The 15,330-nt window shown below is 65.9% G+C and carries 14 protein-coding genes and 1 pseudogene; 6 read left to right on the top strand and 9 right to left on the bottom strand.

The genetic code is table 11. The features are described 5' to 3' along the window. Position 1: 1 nt before the first annotated feature. On the bottom strand, positions 2-865 hold the full coding sequence (locus FJ417_RS20335; protein WP_140784679.1) for a Ku protein: 864 nt from the start codon (positions 863-865) through the stop codon (positions 2-4). 365 nt (positions 866-1,230) lie between these two features. On the opposite strand from FJ417_RS20335, the gene FJ417_RS20330 reads away from it, so the two are divergent. The 3 genes and pseudogenes from FJ417_RS20330 to FJ417_RS20320 form a co-directional block, all read left to right on the top strand. Further along, complete coding sequence (locus FJ417_RS20330) at positions 1,231-1,377, top strand: hypothetical protein (RefSeq protein ID WP_108702809.1); 147 nt, start codon at positions 1,231-1,233, stop codon at positions 1,375-1,377. 212 nt (positions 1,378-1,589) lie between these two features. Further along, a complete protein-coding gene (locus FJ417_RS20325) occupies positions 1,590-2,036 on the top strand; it encodes a thiol-disulfide oxidoreductase DCC family protein (RefSeq protein ID WP_140784680.1) in 447 nt (148 codons plus the stop codon). Positions 2,037-2,060: 24 nt separating this feature from the next. Next, positions 2,061-3,653: pseudogene (locus tag FJ417_RS20320) on the top strand (DUF4166 domain-containing protein); the annotation flags it as partial. 44 nt (positions 3,654-3,697) lie between these two features. On the opposite strand, the gene FJ417_RS20315 reads toward FJ417_RS20320, so the two are convergent. From FJ417_RS20315 to FJ417_RS20305, 3 genes are all read right to left on the bottom strand, one after another. Further along, positions 3,698-4,075: a DUF1850 domain-containing protein gene (locus FJ417_RS20315; RefSeq protein ID WP_140784681.1), complete on the bottom strand. Its 378-nt coding sequence runs from the start codon at positions 4,073-4,075 to the stop codon at positions 3,698-3,700. Then, positions 4,072-6,198: a TRAP transporter permease gene (locus FJ417_RS20310; protein ID WP_140784682.1), complete on the bottom strand. Its 2,127-nt coding sequence runs from the start codon at positions 6,196-6,198 to the stop codon at positions 4,072-4,074. The genes FJ417_RS20315 and FJ417_RS20310 overlap by 4 nt, the downstream gene beginning before the upstream one ends. Before the next feature lie 76 nt (positions 6,199-6,274). Further along, positions 6,275-7,234 carry a TAXI family TRAP transporter solute-binding subunit gene (locus FJ417_RS20305; protein WP_140784683.1) on the bottom strand — a complete coding sequence of 320 codons (960 nt, stop codon included), beginning with the start codon at positions 7,232-7,234 and terminating at the stop codon, positions 6,275-6,277. 307 nt (positions 7,235-7,541) lie between these two features. Between FJ417_RS20305 and FJ417_RS20300 the strand changes: the two genes are divergently transcribed. Next, positions 7,542-7,910, top strand: a complete 369-nt coding sequence (locus FJ417_RS20300; RefSeq protein WP_140709420.1) for a YciI family protein — start codon at positions 7,542-7,544, stop codon at positions 7,908-7,910. Positions 7,911-7,921: 11 nt separating this feature from the next. After that, positions 7,922-9,169 (top strand): RNA polymerase sigma factor, encoded by a 1,248-nt coding sequence (locus tag FJ417_RS20295; RefSeq protein WP_140784684.1) that lies wholly within the window; start codon positions 7,922-7,924, stop codon positions 9,167-9,169. A gap of 399 nt (positions 9,170-9,568) precedes the next feature. On the opposite strand, the gene cysK is transcribed toward FJ417_RS20295, so the two are convergent. The 5 genes from cysK to hrcA all read right to left on the bottom strand — a co-directional run bounded on the left by cysK (position 9,569) and on the right by hrcA (position 14,411). Next, positions 9,569-10,549 carry a cysteine synthase A gene (cysK, locus tag FJ417_RS20290; RefSeq protein WP_140645934.1) on the bottom strand — a complete coding sequence of 327 codons (981 nt, stop codon included), beginning with the start codon at positions 10,547-10,549 and terminating at the stop codon, positions 9,569-9,571. 189 nt (positions 10,550-10,738) lie between these two features. Beyond that, positions 10,739-11,356, bottom strand: coding sequence for a LysE family translocator (locus tag FJ417_RS20285; RefSeq protein WP_140784685.1), 618 nt, complete (start codon positions 11,354-11,356; stop codon positions 10,739-10,741). A gap of 245 nt (positions 11,357-11,601) precedes the next feature. Then, positions 11,602-12,942 carry a sorbosone dehydrogenase family protein gene (locus FJ417_RS20280; RefSeq protein ID WP_140784686.1) on the bottom strand — a complete coding sequence of 447 codons (1,341 nt, stop codon included), beginning with the start codon at positions 12,940-12,942 and terminating at the stop codon, positions 11,602-11,604. 117 nt (positions 12,943-13,059) lie between these two features. Further along, on the bottom strand, positions 13,060-13,257 hold the full coding sequence (locus FJ417_RS20275; protein ID WP_095767926.1) for a hypothetical protein: 198 nt from the start codon (positions 13,255-13,257) through the stop codon (positions 13,060-13,062). Between the two features lie 71 nt (positions 13,258-13,328). Continuing rightward, positions 13,329-14,411: a heat-inducible transcriptional repressor HrcA gene (gene hrcA, locus FJ417_RS20270; RefSeq protein ID WP_140658212.1), complete on the bottom strand. Its 1,083-nt coding sequence runs from the start codon at positions 14,409-14,411 to the stop codon at positions 13,329-13,331. Positions 14,412-14,608: 197 nt separating this feature from the next. Between hrcA and rph the strand changes: the two genes are divergently transcribed. Beyond that, on the top strand, positions 14,609-15,325 hold the full coding sequence (gene rph / locus FJ417_RS20265) for a ribonuclease PH (RefSeq protein WP_140658214.1): 717 nt from the start codon (positions 14,609-14,611) through the stop codon (positions 15,323-15,325). Positions 15,326-15,330: the final 5 nt, after the last annotated feature.

Here is a 15,330-nt window from a genome sequence, read left to right as displayed (position 1 = left end):
CCTATGCGGATTTGCGTTTTGGCGCGGACGCTTTGGCTTTCGGCCGCCGCGCCGAAGTCTTTGAAGACTTGCCCGCTTTGCCGCCGCCTTCCGCGTTGAGGCTCTTCTTCAACGCATCGAACAGGTTGACCACATTGGACGGGTTCGGGGGCGCCTTGGCCTTGGGCGCCTTCTTGCCCGCCTTCTTGGCGCGGATCAGCTCGAGCAGCGCATCCTCGTAGCGATCGTCGAATTTCGACGGGTCGAACTTCGTCTTCTTGCCGTCGATGATGTGCTGGGCGAGGTCGATCATCTCCTTGTCGGTCCTGGCCGCCGCGATGTCCTCGAACACCGTCGCCGGCCGGCGCACCGTGTCGTCATAGCGCAAGGTGGTCAGCACCATGCCCTTGCCGAGCGGCTCGATCACCACCGGGCGCTCTCGCTGATAAAGCACGATGCGCGCCAGGCCGGCCATCTTCCGGGCCGCCATGGCGTCGCGGATGACGGCGAAGGCTTCTTCCGAGACCTTGTCGGCCGGTGAGACATAATAGGGCGTGTCGAGGTAGATCTGCTCGATCGAGGATTTCTCGATGAAGCCGTCGAGGCTCATCGTGTGCGAGGATTCGATCTGCACTGCCTCGATCTCGTCCTCCTCGATATGGACGAAATCGCCGTCGCTCACCTCATAGCCCTTGATCTCGTCGCCCTCTTCAAGCGGCTTGCCGGTCCCGGCATCGACATAGATGCGTTTGACGGTGTTGCCGGTCTTGCGGTTGAGGATGCGGAAAGAGACTTTCTCGGCATGGGTCACGACGTTGGTCAGCTCGATGGCGCAGGTGACCAGCGACAGTTTGAGATAGCCCTTCCAGGCCGGGCGTGGCGCCATGGCGAAACTCCTGCGGCGAACTTCTGCGATGCAACTTTACCGCAACGGGCGGAGGCTTGCTCGGTTCCGAGACGGACCTGGCCGGTGCCGCTTGCGGCAAGCAATGATATTTCCCGGCGCCACCCGAGCGTGAAACAGAAGCGCGCGCAAGCGACATCGGAACGAAACATATGTGATGCAAAAGTCACACGGCGTGGAAAGGCGACGAAAAGCACCGAAAGACCGCGAATCAGCCGCAATCCAGCCACGATGCAACGTGTTTCGGACCAGAAATTAACATCACGTTCACCGACTATTCACGCCTCGACGCTATGCTCCCGAACAATTCGGACGGACATCCGAAAGCGGGACAGGGACCACGTAAAATGAACTTTTGGAACCACATCGCCGGCTACGCCGCCGCCATTCGCGAATTCGTCGCGCCGACCTATCGGCCGGAGCGCTATTACATGCGCGGCCCGGGCCCTGCCTGCGCGCGCCGCGGCAATTCGCTGGGCGTCAGCGCGAACTGATCATGACCCGCGAACGCGCCCACCACAGTCGCATCTGCCGGCCGGCCGCCGACCAGCGCACCACCACCTATCGCGCCGAACGCCTTGCGCTCGCCGCCACATGGCGTGCGACAACGCCGCGACTTTGACGCCGCCGCCGGCTGGCTTAGTGTCTCCCCAGCTCAGTGTCCCCTTGGCATAGCGTAAGGGGGCCACAAGCAGCCGGGGCCGCCATGACCGACCTGCCCGAACGTCCCACCTTACCGCGCCAATCCTATGACGCCAGCCAGCCGCTGATCGTCTTCGACGGCGTCTGCGTGTTCTGCTCGGGCTTCGTCCAGCTCATCCTCAAGCTCGACCGGAAAAAACGCTTCCGTTTCGCAACGGCGCAATCGCCGCTGGGCGAGGCGCTGTTTCGTGAGCACGGCCTGCCGACCGACGACTATGACAGCAACCTCGCCATCATCGACGGCGCGGCCTTCACGAAGCTCGACAGCTTCATCGCCGTCATGGCCGCGCTCGGCTGGCCATGGCGCATTGCGAAGGCGCTGCTCATCCTGCCGCGGCCGCTGCGCGACTGGCTCTACGACCGCGTCGCCAAGAACCGCTACGCGCTGTTCGGCCGCAAGGACAGTTGCGACATTCCTTCGGCCGAGTTGCGGGAGCGGTTGATCGGCTGACGGCGATTGGCTTGGGGGCATGGCATGAAGCTTCTCATCGTCGGCGGCTACGGCACCTTCGGCGGACGCATCGTCCAATTGCTGGAGAGCGAGCCGCGCCTCGAGCTCATCATCGCCGGCCGGTCGCTCGCCAAGGCAGCGGCCTATTGCGGGGATCGAGGCAACACCAAGGCTCGGCTGGTGCCGGCGACGTTCGACCGCGACGGCGACCTTGGCGCGCAATTTGCCGGCATGCTGCCCGACATCGTCGTCGACGCCAGCGGTCCGTTTCAGGCCTATGGCGAGGGGCGCTACCGGCTGGTCGAGACCTGTATCGCCGCGGGCATCCATTATTTCGACCTTGCCGACGGTTCGGACTTCGTCGCCGAGGTATCCGCTTTCGACGCGGCAGCCAGGGCGGCCGGCGTCGTCGTGCTGTCCGGGGTGTCGAGCTTCCCGGTGCTGACGGCCGCCGTGGTGCGGCATCTTTCGACCGGCATGGCGCGCGTCGACACCATCCGTGGCGGCATCGCGCCGTCGCCTTTCGCCGGCGTCGGCGAGAACGTCATCCGCGCCATCGCGAGCTATGCCGGCCGGGCGGTGCGGCTGCAGCGCGGCGGCAGGCCGGCCGAGGGTTACCCGCTCACGGAGCAGATGCGGTACACGATTGCGCCGCCCGGGCGCGTGCCGGTGAGGAACACCTTGTTCTCGCTGGTCGACGTGCCGGACCTGCGCGCGCTGCAGGCGCTGTGGCCGGAAGCGAGCACGATCTGGATGGGCGCCGGGCCGGTGCCCGAGGTGCTGCACCGCGCGCTGATCGGCCTGGCCTGGCTGGTCCGCGCCGGCCTGGCGCGATCGCTGTCGCCGCTGGCGCCGCTGATGCGCTGGGCGACCAACCGGCTGTCATGGGGCGAGCATCGTGGCGGCATGTTCGTCGAGGTCGACGGCGTGGATGCAGAGGGCAGACCAAGCAAGCGGTCCTGGCACCTGTTGGCCGAGGGCGATGACGGGCCGCTGATCCCGTCCATGGCGGTCGCGGCGATCGTCCGCAAGGCGCTCGACGGCCGCATGCCAGCACCAGGCGCCCGGACGGCGGTGCGCGACGTCGAGCTCGCGGACTATGAAGCGCTGTTTGCCGGCAAGACGATCCACACCGGCTTCAGGGACGACACCGACAAGGGAAAGGCTCTCTATGCCGACCTGCTCGGCGATGCGTGGAAAAGCCTTCCAGCTGAAATCCGCGCCATGCATGAGGGAGCGGCTATGGCGGAAGGAAGTGCGAGCGTGGAGCGCGGCGACGGTATTCTTAGCCGGCTTGCCGCGCGCATGGCCGGCTTCCCGCCTGCTGCAGCCGATGTCCCCGTCAAGGTGCGTTTCGTTACCGACGGGCAAGGCGAGACCTGGACGCGGACTTTCGGAACTCACGGTTTTTCGAGCCGGCAATTTGCCGGACGTGGCCGCTCGGAGCGGCTGCTTTGCGAGCGCTTCGGCCCCCTCACCTTCGCCATGGCGCTGGTGGCCGGCAAGGACCGCCTGTCGCTCGTGCTGCGCCGCTGGAGCTTTCTCGGCCTGCCATTGCCGATGTGGCTTTGCCCGCGGTCGAACGCATACGAAACCGTCGAGGACGGCCGCTTCCGCTTCCATGTCGGGATATCGCACCCGGTCGTCGGGCTGATCGTGCGCTACCGTGGCTGGCTCGAGCCGGCGCACGGTTCGAGCACGGTGGGTTCGCCGGCTATCTCGCCCAGTTCCCGGCAGCCGGCGGCCGTGCACAGCGTCCAGCCTTCCCCGGTGGCGCCGGACGCCGCGAGCACCAGGCGCGGCTGGGGTCCGATCCGTGGCGCATAGACCCACCAGCCGCTCCGCAGCACCGAGCCCTCCGGCGGCTCCATGCCGGCGCCGGAGCCCTTGACCCGTGCCTCGACAACCCGCAGCCCGGCCGGCGTCACCGTCCAGTCCTCCTGCCAGCGCGTCCGTTCCACCGAATGCGTCCAGGACAGCGTGAAGGCGGCGACGGCGAGCGTCACCGTCTTGCCGGCGGCGAGGATACACAGGCTCATGGAGTGTCGGCGACGGACAGCCGGCGGGCGCGCCAGCAGTGCCAGCCGATCCAGGCCAGCGCCAGCACCCAGCCGGTCTCGTCGGTGAGCGGCAATGCCGCCACCAGGAGCAGGCCGGCGCAGAACGCGACGAGACGCTCCCACCAAGCCATGCGGCGGGCGAGGAAGCCGACGGCGGCGGCGCCCCAGAGCACGATGCCCATGCAGGCCTTGACGACGATGTAGGCGACCTCGACGGGATAGCCGAACGAAGCCGCGATCGGGCCCGCGTCCTGCAGCATCAGCGCCGGCGTGTAGACCGCCATGAACGGCACGACGAAGCCGGCAATGGCGAGCTTGGTGGCCTGGATGCCGATTTTGAGGCCGCTTTCCTTGGCCATGGGTGCTGCGGCAAAGGCGGCGAGCGCCACCGGCGGGGTGAGATCCGCCATGATGCCGAAATAGAAGACGAACATGTGGCTGACCACCAGCGGCACGCCGAGCGACAGCAGCGCCGGGCCGGCGAGCGAGGAGGTGATGATGTAGTTGGGGATGGTCGGAATGCCCATGCCGAGAACCAGGCAGGTGAGCATGGTCAACACCAGCGACAGGAACAAATTGTTCTCGCCGATGGAGATGATCCAGCCGATGAAGGTGGAAGCGATGCCGGTGAGCGTCAGCGTGCCGATGACGATGCCGACGATGGCACAGGCGATGCCAACGGGCAGGGCGTTCTTCGCTCCTTCGGCAAGCGAGTCGACGCAAATGCGCAGCGTCTCGCGCCCGCCTCTGAAGGCGAAGCAGGCGATGACGAGCACCGCGATGACGAGGCTCAGCACATTGACGCCGAAGCGCATGAACGACGCCGCAGCCAGCCCGAGCGCCAGCCAGAAGACGAAGCGGAAGGCGAGCGGCCCGATCAAGGCTGCCAGTGGCGTGCCGAGGATGAGCACGATGGTCAGCGCCAGGCCCATCGTGCCGGCGAAGATCGGCGTGTAGCCGGCAAACAGCAGATAGACCAGCACGGCGAGCGGCAGCACCAGCGGCCAGTGCTTCCTGACCGCTTCCCACGGATTGGGCAATTCCGCCTTGGCCATGCCGTGCAGGCCGGCCTTGCCGGCCTCCAGATGCACCTGCCAGAAGCAGGCGCCGAAATAGAGCAGCGCCGGGATGATCGCCGCCTTGACCACCTCGGCATAAGGGATGTTCAGCGTCTCGGCCATGATGAAGGCGACGGCGCCCATCACCGGCGGCATGATCTGGCCGCCCATCGAGGAGGTCGCCTCGACCGCGCCGGCAAAGGCGGAGCGGAAGCCGAAGCGCTTCATCAGCGGGATGGTGAACTGGCCGCTGGCGACGACATTGGCGACGCCCGAACCGGAGATGGTGCCCATCAGCGCGGAGGACAGCACGCAGACCTGGGCCGGGCCGCCGCGCCACGAGCCGACGAGGCCGAGCGCGAAGTCGTTGAACAGCGCGATCATGCCGGCCCGTTCGAGGAAGGCGGCAAAGACGACGAAGATGAAAATGTAGGCGGCCGAGACATAGACCGGCGTTCCGTATATGCCTTCGGTGCCATAGGCGAAGGTGTCGACCAGCTGCGCGAAATCATAGCCGCGATGGATGAAGGGCGGCGGCAGGTGGTTGCCGACGAAGCAATAGGCGAGGAAGATGAAGGCGATGACCGCCAGCGGCAGGCCCATCAGCCGTCTGGCGGCTTCGAAGACGAGCACCACCAGCAGCGTGCCGACGATCAGGTCCGGCGTGGTGAGGAAGCCGGAGCGGCGGATGAGGTCGGCGTAGAAGACCCAGTTGTAGAGGCCGGTGCCGAAGCCGAGCAGGCCGAGAACCCAGAAGCCAACCTTCGCCGCGGCGCTGCTGGCGCGCAGGTTGGCTATCAGGCCGAAACCGAGCAGCAGCAGGAAGCCGACATGCATGGCCCGCACCACCTGGCTCGGCAAGCTGCCATAGGCGGCGATGTAGATCTGGAAGACGGAAAAAGCGACCGCAATCAGGAAGGCCGCCTTGCCGGCGAGGCCTTCGCCAAAACCGGGCGGCAGGCCTTCGACCTGCTCTTCGGCGACCGGGAGATGGAAAGTGGGCCGGCTGCCGTCGGCTGCCGTTCGAGACGCTGGATCGCTCATCCCATGCGCTCCAGGATGAGCATTGGAAGAGAGGGGGCGCTTGGTGAAGACATGTCGGATTGCCGCGCGGCCCCTCCTATTTCAGCAACCCTTTTTCCCTGTAATATTTCTCCGCGCCGGGATGCAGCGCCACGGGCATGCCGTCCAGCGCCTTGGCCGGATCGATCGCCTTGGCGGCGGCATGCGCGGCAGCCAGCTGGTCGAGATGTTCGAACAGCAGCTTGGTCATCTGGTAGGCGGTCTCGTCGGAGACGTCGGCGCGGGTAATGAGGAAATTGCCGACCGCGGCGGTCGCGACATCTTCCGTCTGGCCCTCATAGGTGCCTTTCGGGATAACCACGGAAAGATAGGGCGCCCCGATCTTGGCGACGTCCTCGGCCGGCACGGCGACGACGTTGATGGGAAGCGAGGTCGCGAGATCGCGGATGGAGGCGACGCCGAGGCCGGCCGACTGCAAGGTGGCGTCGAGCTGGCGGTTCTTGATCAGCTCGACCGACTCGGCGAAGGGCAGATGTTCGACTCGCCCGAGATCCTCGTATTTGAGACCGGCGGCGGCGAAGATGGCGCGCGCGTTGAGCTCGGTGCCGGAGGCAGGCGCGCCGACCGACAGGCTCTTGCCCTTGAGGTCGGCGAGCGTCTTGATGCCGGATTCCTGGCTGGCGACGATCTGGATGTAATTGGGATAGATCGCGGCAATGCCGCGCAGCTTGTCGAGCTTGCCCGGGAAGCCGGCCTCCGTGTTGCCCTCGGCGGCCATCTTGACGGAATCGCCGAGCGCAAAGGCGATCTCGCCCTTGCCCTGCTGCAGCAGGTTCAGGTTCTCGACCGATGCCTTGGTCGCCTGAACCTGGGTGCGCGCGCCCTCGATGCCCTTGCCGTAGATCTCCGACAGCGCGACCCCGAGCGGATAGTAGACGCCCGACGTGCCGCCGGTGAGCACATTGATGAATTCCTGCGCCCCGGCCGTCGCGACACCGAGACCAAGCGACAGCGCCAGCGCGCCGGCGGCAACAAATTTCGTCCTGAAATCGAGCATATGGTTTCCTCCTCCTGAAACGGCCGCGTCGCCTCCCCGGCGCGAAGCTCGTGAGTTTAAACGGGAGGAGCCAAATGCCAACCCGCAATTGCAGACCTTTCTGCTTGACCATGACCTTTTCCAAAACCGGATCCACTTTTTGGAATCATGGTCTGGACGAATGGTTGAGTGGCGGCGAAAAGCGCCGGCTTGCGCTCGCTTGCTTTGGGGACGAAAAGATTTTCGAGGCGCCTGTCGAAATCGGCCGCGGCCGCACGACATAGGTCGGCACGCGACGATGCGGCCTTCAACAAAACGGGAGAAGACCATGCGATACATGCTTTTGATCTACAATGACGAAACCGCGATGGCGAATGCGCCAAAAGAGCAGACCCAGCAGACCCTCGCCGCCTACGGCGCCTATACCGAGGCGCTGAAGAAATCCGGCGCTTATATCGCCGGCGAGCGGCTGCGCCCGACCCAGGCGGCCACCGCGGTGCGGTTGGCCGGCGGCAAGACCAACGTGCTCGACGGCCCCTATGCCGACACCAAGGAGCAGTTGGCGGGTTTCTACATGATCGAGGCGGCCGACATCGACACGGCCATCGAATGGGGCGCGCGTTGTCCCGCGTCCAGCAGCGGCACGGTCGAGGTGCGGCCGATCTGGGAAATGGCCGAGTACATAGCCGCCGCATAGCGAACCCTGTGATGGATGATCGCTCCGAGATCGCGCGGGCGGCGGCCGAGGCGGCGGCCCGGCGCAGCTACGGCAAGCTGGTGGCCTGGCTCGCGGCCCGCACGCGCGACGTCGCCGGCGCCGAGGACGCGCTGGCCGACGCCTTCGCGGCCGCGCTCGAACGCTGGCCGCGAACCGGCGTCCCGGCGGAGCCGGAAGCCTGGCTGCTCGCGGTGGCGCGCCGGCGCGACGTGGACGCGGTGCGGCGGCGGCTGACCGGCGAGGCGGCCCGCGATCATCTGCAGCTGATGGCCGAGGAAATGGAGGCGCGCATGCGCGGCGAGGAGCTGCCCGACGACCGGCTGCGGCTGATGTTTGCCTGCGCCCATCCGGCGATCGAATCGAGCGTGCGCGCGCCGCTGATCCTGCAGGCGATCCTCGGTTTCGACGCCGCGACGATCGCCTCGGCCTTCCTGGTTTCGCCGGCGACGATGGGACAGCGGCTGGTGCGGGCCAAGGCGCGCATCCGCGAAACCGGGATTCCGTTCCGTGTGCCGGAGCAGGCGGAGCTGGGCGAGCGGCTGGGCGCCGTGCTGGAGGCGATCTACGCCACTTTCGCCGAAGGCTGGTCGGACCCGACCGGCACCGACAGCCGGCGGCGCAACCTCGCCACCGAAGGCATCTGGCTTGGACGGCTGGTCGCCTCGCTGATGCCGGACGAGCCGGAGGCGCTCGGGCTGCTGGCGCTGATGCTGTTCGCCGAGGCGCGCCGCTCGGCGAGGCGCGGCCCGCAAGGCGATTTCGTGCCTTTGGCCGAGCAGGATATGGCGCTCTGGGACGACGGCCTGATCGATGAGGCGGAAGCCTTGCTGGTGCGCGCCGCGCAAAGGAGCATCATCGGCCGCTACCAGCTCGAGGCCGCCGTGCAGTCCGCCCATACGGCGCGCCGGCGCGGCGGCGGCACGGACTGGACGGCGATCCGCCAGCTTTACGAAGCGCTGCAGGCCGTGGCCGGCTCGCCGGTGGTGGCGATCAACCGCGCGGTGGCCATCGCCGAAACCGAGGGTGCAACGGCTGGATTGGCGGCGCTTTACGTGCTTGGCGAGGACAAGCGGCTACAGGACTACCAGCCCTATTGGGCCGCTCGCGCCGGGCTGTTGGCCAGGCTCGGCAACATCAAGCAGGCGGCCCAGTCCTACGACCGGGCGATCGGCCTCGAGCGCGACCCGGCGCTGCGGCGTTTCCTGCAGGGCGAGAAGGCGAAGCTTGTTGGGAACTAGAGCAATTACTGGAATGCTCTAGATCGTGATGGCGTTTCGTTGAATCGCCGTCACGATCTAACTTTTTGTTGGACCATGATCTTTCTCCGAAAACCGGTTCCCACTTTTCGGGATCATGCTCTAATTCTTCCAGTTCCGTGAAATCGGCACAAACGCCGGGCATTTGCCGAAGCCTTCCAACCTCGTCATTCCAGGGCGGAGCAGCCGCGAAGCGGCGTCGCGGAGACCCTGGAACCATTCCGTGATCTTGATCGAAGGGTACAGCGGAGCAGAATTCTGCACCGCGGCAACGCTCGTAAGTCACGGCATGGATCCTCGGGTCTGCGCGCGTCGCTTCGCTCCTTGCTCCGCCCGTGGATGACGACCGTGAGGGCGGCTGAAGCCAACCTCCGAGCGCGCCTAAGCGCCCAGCCCGTCGAACAGGATGGTCGAGAGATAGCGCTCGGCGAAAGAGGGAATGACGACGACGAGGTTCTTGCCCTTGTTCTCCGGCCGCGAGCCGACGACGATGGCCGCCTGGAGCGCTGCGCCCGACGAGATGCCGACCGGCACGCCTTCGAGGCGGGCGACGAGACGGGCATTGGCGACCGAATCCTCGTTCGAAACCCTGACGACCTCGTCATAGATCGACGTGTCGAGGATTTTCGGGGCGAAGCCGGCGCCGATGCCCTGGATCTTGTGCGGACCGGGCTGGCCGCCCGACAGCACCGGCGAGGCCTCCGGCTCGACCGCCACGACCTGCAGCGAAGGCTTGCGCTTCTTCAGCACCTGGCCGACACCGGTGATGGTGCCGCCGGTGCCGATGGCGGAAACGAAAATGTCGACTTCGCCATTGGTGTCGTTCCAGATTTCCTCGGCCGTGGTGCGGCGGTGGATTTCAGGATTGGCCGGATTCTCGAATTGCTGCGGGATGATGGCGTTGGGCAGTGTGGCGGCGAGCTCGTCGGCCTTGGCGATGGCGCCCTTCATGCCTTTCGGGCCTTCGGTCAGCACCAGCTCCGCGCCGAGCAGCGCCAGCATCTTGCGGCGCTCGACCGACATGGTCTCCGGCATGGTCAGGATCAGCTTGTAGCCTTTGGCGGCGGCGGCGAAGGCGAGCGCGATGCCGGTGTTGCCGGAGGTCGGCTCGATCAGCGTGGTCTTGCCGGGCGCGATCTTGCCGGCCTCCTCCAGCGCCTCGATCATGGCGACGCCGATGCGGTCCTTGACCGAAGCGATCGGGTTGAAGAATTCGAGCTTGGCCATGAGATTGGCGACGATGCCCTTCTCCCTGGCGAACTTGTCCAGCCTGACCAGCGGCGTGTCGCCAATCGTCTCCGTGATCGAATTGAAGACGCGGCCGCGGCCGGGCACGCGCGCGGAGGTGACGGGCTTGTTCATTGGTTCGCTCCCAAGGCAATGGCATAGGCAAAAACAGAATAGGGCTTTCAGACGCGCAAGATAGGCCGGCGACCGAAAATATCCGAGTGGGGCGGTTGCTCAAAAGCGCCCACGACCGGAAAAGCATTTTCCGCCGCGGCGGGTTTCAGGAATGGTTTGGCTGAATCCGGGACGGGTTGAGATTGGAGCCTACTGCCTCGCCGCGATAGCCGCGGCCGCGCCCATCATGAAACCGGCGGCGGTGCGGTTCAGAACCTTCAGCGCGCGCGGCGATTTCAGGAACCAGCGCGCCTTGGCGGCCAACGCCAGGTAAGGCACCAGCACCACAAACAGCACCGCCACGGTGAGCGTCGCAAGGATGGCGTAGTCGGCGAGCGTGATCGTTTTCAGGTCGATGATGGTCGGCGTGATGGCGAGATAGAAGATCATCGTCTTGGGATTGCCGAGCGTCACGGTCAGCCCGGCGATGAAGCTCGACACGAGACCGCCCTTGGCCTTCCGCGCCTCGACGGTCTCGGGCGTGATGCCGCTGGTCCAGAAGCGCCAGGCGAGGAAGGCGAGATAAGCGACGCCGGCCCATTTGATGGCGAGGAAGACCATGCCGAAGGTCTGGGCGACGAAAGCAAGCCCGAGCACCACGGCGGTGAGATAGGTGAGGTCGCCGAGCATCAGGCCGAACGACATGGCAAGCGAGGACCGGAAGCCGGAGCCGAGCGCGCGGGCGACAAGCGCCGTGACGCCCGGGCCGGGAATGGCGGCGGCGACGCCGAGGGCGGCGCTGTAAGCGAGGAATCCGGTGAGTGTCATGGTTCTGGCCTGGCGTATAGTCCTGCGGGGACCGCTGTCGAGAGCCGGGCTTTTATCATGAAGCCAGTTCGACGGTAATTCCCTCACAATGGGATTCGTTGCGCCAGTTCGACTGGGAGCTGGTTCCTTTGTGGGACGCCGCATACCTTGGAGATCAGTCGAAACGATCAGTCCTGTCGTCATTCCAGGGCGGAGCAAGGAGCGGAGCGACGCGCGCAGACCCTGGAATGACGAGGTTGGGGGAGCTACCCGCCATGCGTAATGCGCCAGATGGTGCCGTTGCCGTCCTCGGTGAGGATCAGCGCGCCGTCCCTGGCTACGGCGACACCGACCGGCCGCCCCCAGACCGCGTCGTCGGAAATGACGAAGCCGGTTGCGAAATCCTCGTATTCGCCGGTCGGCTTGCCGTCCTTGAATCTCAGCCGCACCACCTTGTAGCCGGTGCGGACGTTGCGGTTCCACGAGCCGTGCAGCGCGACGAAGGCATCGCCCTTGTAGTCAGCCGGGAAATTGCCGCCGTCGTAGAAGGCGATGTTGAGCGGCGCCGAATGCGCCTGGATCAGCACATCCGGAACCGTGACCTTGCCGGCGAGGTCGGGGCGCGCGCCCTTGTGGCGCGGGTCCTCGTTGTCACCGATGTAATACCATGGCCAGCCATAGAAGGCCCCGTCCTTCACGGCGGTCGCGTATTCGAAGGGGATGTTGTCGCCAAGCTCGTCGCTCTCGTTAACGACGCACCAGAGCGCGCCCGTCGCCGGCTGCACGGTCATGCCGGAGCAGTTGCGCAGGCCGGTGGCGACGGTCCTGCGGTTGTTGCCGTCGGGATCGAAGGCCAGCACGTCGGCGCGGCCCTGTTCAGGACCCCAGGCCTCGCCCAGCGGCTGCGATTTCGCCCACGCCTCGACACCGCCCTTCGGCTTTGCGCCCATGTCCTCGGCGATGTTGGAGCCCGAGCCGACCGACAGATAGAGCGTCTTGCCGTCGGGCGAGAAGGCGATGTCGCGCGTCCAGTGATGACTGGCGGGGATCTTTGCGACGATGGTCTCCGGCTTGCCGGACGCCTCGAGGTCGCCGTCGCGATAGGCAAAGCGGACGACGCTGTTGCTGTTGGCGACATAGACCCATTGCGGCTTGTTGCCCGGCGGATAGAAGGCGATGCCGTAGGGCCGGGTTAGGCCCTTGGCGAAGACCGACTTCTGCGCGGGCTTCGCGCCGCCTTCCGCAAGGCGATAGACGCGGACCTGGTTCGCCCGGCTGTCGGCAACGAAGAGGTCGCCGTTCGGCGCCACGCGCACGACGCGCGGACTGTCGACGCCGGATGCGATCAGCTCGGCGGAAAAGCCGGGCGGAAGTTTTGGCTTGGCACCTTCGGGGCGATCGGTGACGCCGCCGCCGTTCGAGGCGGACTCCGTCACATCGGGTTTCGGCAAATCCTCAGGTTTCAGCAGCCGGCGCACGCCGGGGCGGTCGACCTTCCAATCGCCGAAGGCCTTTTCACCGCTGAGCAGGGGTTGATCGGCCTGCTGCGCAAAGGCGCCGGTGGCAAAGACCAGCGCGAGGCCCGCAAGGCCGGCGATCCGCATCATTGCTGTCCTCCGTCGTCTGCCAGCGCGCCTCAATCGATCAGGCGCCCAGAGCCAGGACATATTGGGCAAACGATCGAAAAGAGAAGCTTGCGCACGCGGATTTGACGGGCCTCGGGCTCAGGCCTCTTCGGCATCCAGATCGTCGTCGAGGCGCTTTTCCAACTCGACGAGGTCCGCCGGCAAGGGAAGACCCATTGCGCGCATCTCCCGCAATTTCTCGCGCAGCTGCTCCTGGATCTCGTGCTCGTCCTCGGGCTGGTTCACCATCTCCTCAAGCAGCAGGCTGATCTGGGCCTTGAGCGATTCCAGCGCCATGTTTTTCTCCTTTGCACCCTCAGGTGTGTCGAGATTCAGGTCGGGCCGACATCACCTGTATACCGATACACCTAGCGCAGCATTCGTGAAATCAGCTGCGCGGTGTAATCGACCATCGGCACGATGCGGGCGTAGTTCAGGCGGGTCGGGCCGATGACGCCAAGCGCGCCGATGACGCGGGCGTCCTTGTCGCGATAGGGCGCAACGACCAGCGACGAGCCGGACAGCGAAAATAGCTTGTTCTCCGAGCCGATGAAGATGCGCACGCCAGGTCCTTCCTCGGCGAGGTCGAGCAGCTGCAGCAGCCCGTCCTGCGTCTCCAGATCCTCGAACAGATGACGCAGGAGCTCGAGATCGGCCTGGGCGGTGACGTTTTCCAGGAGGTTGGCGCGGCCGCGCACGATGAGGCGCGCCGGCAGGCCGCTCTCGGCGCCGGCCCATACCGCCAGCCCCTTCTCGACCAGATCCTGCGACAGCGTGTCGAGCGCCGTTCTGGTCTCGTCCTTGATACGGGCGATCTCGATGCGCGCCTCGGCAAGCGTGCGGCCCCTGATATGGGCGTTGAGGAAGTTCGAGGCCTCGTGCAGCTGCGAGACGGTGATGCCGGCCGGCAGGTCGACGACGCGGTTCTCGACATCGCCGTTCTGCGACACCAGCACGGCAAGCGCCTTGGTGGGCTCGAGCTGGATGAATTCGATGTGCTTCAGCGCCACCTCGTTCTTGGAGGCGAGCACGAGGCCGGCGCCGCGCGACATGCCGGACAGCATCTGGCTGGCCTCGGTCAGCATATGCTCCAGCGTCGCGCCAGAGCCGGAGGCGCGCACCTGCGCCTCGATGACGCGGCGCTCGTCGTCGGAAAGGTCGCCGAGCTCCATGAAGGCGTCGACGAAAAAGCGCAGGCCGGTCTGGGTCGGCAGGCGGCCGGCGGAAATATGCGGCGCGTAGATCAGGCCCAGATGCTCGAGATCGCTCATCACGTTGCGGATGGTGGCGGGCGACAGCGAGGAGGGCAGGATGCGCGACAGGCTGCGCGAGCCGACCGGCTCGCCGTCGCGCAGATAGGAATCGACAATCCGCCGGAAGATATCGCGCGAGCGCATGTCGAGTGATTGAAGTACCGGCGACTGCGACGTCGGATCGACTGGTTTGTTCATTCCGGCGAGAAACCTCCTTCCGAAAGATATAGACTTAAGCCACAGCGGCGCAACCCGGTGCCGCGTTTGCGGTCACGGCACCGCGTTTGCGGTCGCTCGGCCCGTTTTCCTGCGCGGCATCCTTTTCCTTTGCGACTTGCCCCGCATGCGTCTACAAGCCGGCCACGATTCCGCAAAACGACAAGAAAGAAGGCCGAATGCGCCCCTCCAAACGCCAAGCCGACGAAATGCGCGCCATCTCCTTCGAGCGTGGCGTCTCCAAGCATGCCGAAGGCTCGTGCCTGGTGAAGTTCGGCGACACGCATGTCTTGTGCACGGCGAGCCTGGAGGAAAAAGTGCCGTCCTGGATGCGCAATTCCGGCAAGGGCTGGGTGACGGCGGAATACGGCATGCTGCCGCGCTCGACCGGCGAGCGCATGCGGCGCGAGGCCTCCGCCGGCAAGCAGGGCGGCCGCACGCTGGAGATCCAGCGGCTGATCGGCCGTTCGCTGCGCGCCGTGGTCGACCTGCAGGCGCTGGGCGAGCAGCAGATCACCGTCGATTGCGACGTCATCCAGGCCGATGGCGGCACCCGCACCGCCTCGATCACCGGCGGCTGGGTGGCGCTCTACGATTGCCTGCGCTGGATGGAAGCGCGCCAGATGGTGAGCGTCTCCAAGGTGCTGAAGGACCATGTCGCGGCGATTTCCTGCGGCATCCATGACGGCCAGCCGGTCATCGATCTCGATTACCTCGAGGATTCCTCGGCCGGCACCGACGCCAATTTCGTCATGACGGGCAAAGGCGGCATCGTCGAGATCCAGGGTACGGCGGAAGGCGAGCCCTTTTCCGAGGAGCAGTTCGCGGCGCTGATGGGGCTGGCGAAGAAGGGTATCTCGCGGTTGGTGAGCTTGCAGCAGATGGCGGTGGCCTGACGTTG

It is taken from the genome of Mesorhizobium sp. B3-1-7, assembly GCF_006439385.1.
Lineage (GTDB): Bacteria > Pseudomonadota > Alphaproteobacteria > Rhizobiales > Rhizobiaceae > Mesorhizobium.
The sequence above is the reverse complement of the archived record's forward strand: the minus strand, read 5'-3'. Positions and strand labels throughout refer to the sequence as shown.

Bases quoted from the DNA above. Each gene is read 5' to 3' on its own strand.
- FJ417_RS20275 (WP_095767926.1), bottom strand. From the start codon at position 13,257: ATGGCGCTGGAATCGCTCAAGGCCCAGATCAGCCTGCTGCTTGAGGAG.
- FJ417_RS20300 (WP_140709420.1), top strand. From the start codon at position 7,542: ATGCGATACATGCTTTTGATCTACAATGACGAAACCGCGATGGCGAAT.
- hrcA (WP_140658212.1), bottom strand. From the start codon at position 14,411: ATGAACAAACCAGTCGATCCGACGTCGCAGTCGCCGGTACTTCAATCA.
- FJ417_RS20325 (WP_140784680.1), top strand. From the start codon at position 1,590: ATGACCGACCTGCCCGAACGTCCCACCTTACCGCGCCAATCCTATGAC.
- cysK (WP_140645934.1), bottom strand. From the start codon at position 10,549: ATGAACAAGCCCGTCACCTCCGCGCGCGTGCCCGGCCGCGGCCGCGTC.
- rph (WP_140658214.1), top strand. From the start codon at position 14,609: ATGCGCCCCTCCAAACGCCAAGCCGACGAAATGCGCGCCATCTCCTTC.
- FJ417_RS20335 (WP_140784679.1), bottom strand. From the start codon at position 865: ATGGCGCCACGCCCGGCCTGGAAGGGCTATCTCAAACTGTCGCTGGTC.
- FJ417_RS20310 (WP_140784682.1), bottom strand. From the start codon at position 6,198: ATGAGCGATCCAGCGTCTCGAACGGCAGCCGACGGCAGCCGGCCCACT.
- FJ417_RS20330 (WP_108702809.1), top strand. From the start codon at position 1,231: ATGAACTTTTGGAACCACATCGCCGGCTACGCCGCCGCCATTCGCGAA.
- FJ417_RS20285 (WP_140784685.1), bottom strand. From the start codon at position 11,356: ATGACACTCACCGGATTCCTCGCTTACAGCGCCGCCCTCGGCGTCGCC.
- FJ417_RS20295 (WP_140784684.1), top strand. From the start codon at position 7,922: ATGGATGATCGCTCCGAGATCGCGCGGGCGGCGGCCGAGGCGGCGGCC.
- FJ417_RS20305 (WP_140784683.1), bottom strand. From the start codon at position 7,234: ATGCTCGATTTCAGGACGAAATTTGTTGCCGCCGGCGCGCTGGCGCTG.
- FJ417_RS20280 (WP_140784686.1), bottom strand. From the start codon at position 12,942: ATGATGCGGATCGCCGGCCTTGCGGGCCTCGCGCTGGTCTTTGCCACC.
- FJ417_RS20315 (WP_140784681.1), bottom strand. From the start codon at position 4,075: ATGAGCCTGTGTATCCTCGCCGCCGGCAAGACGGTGACGCTCGCCGTC.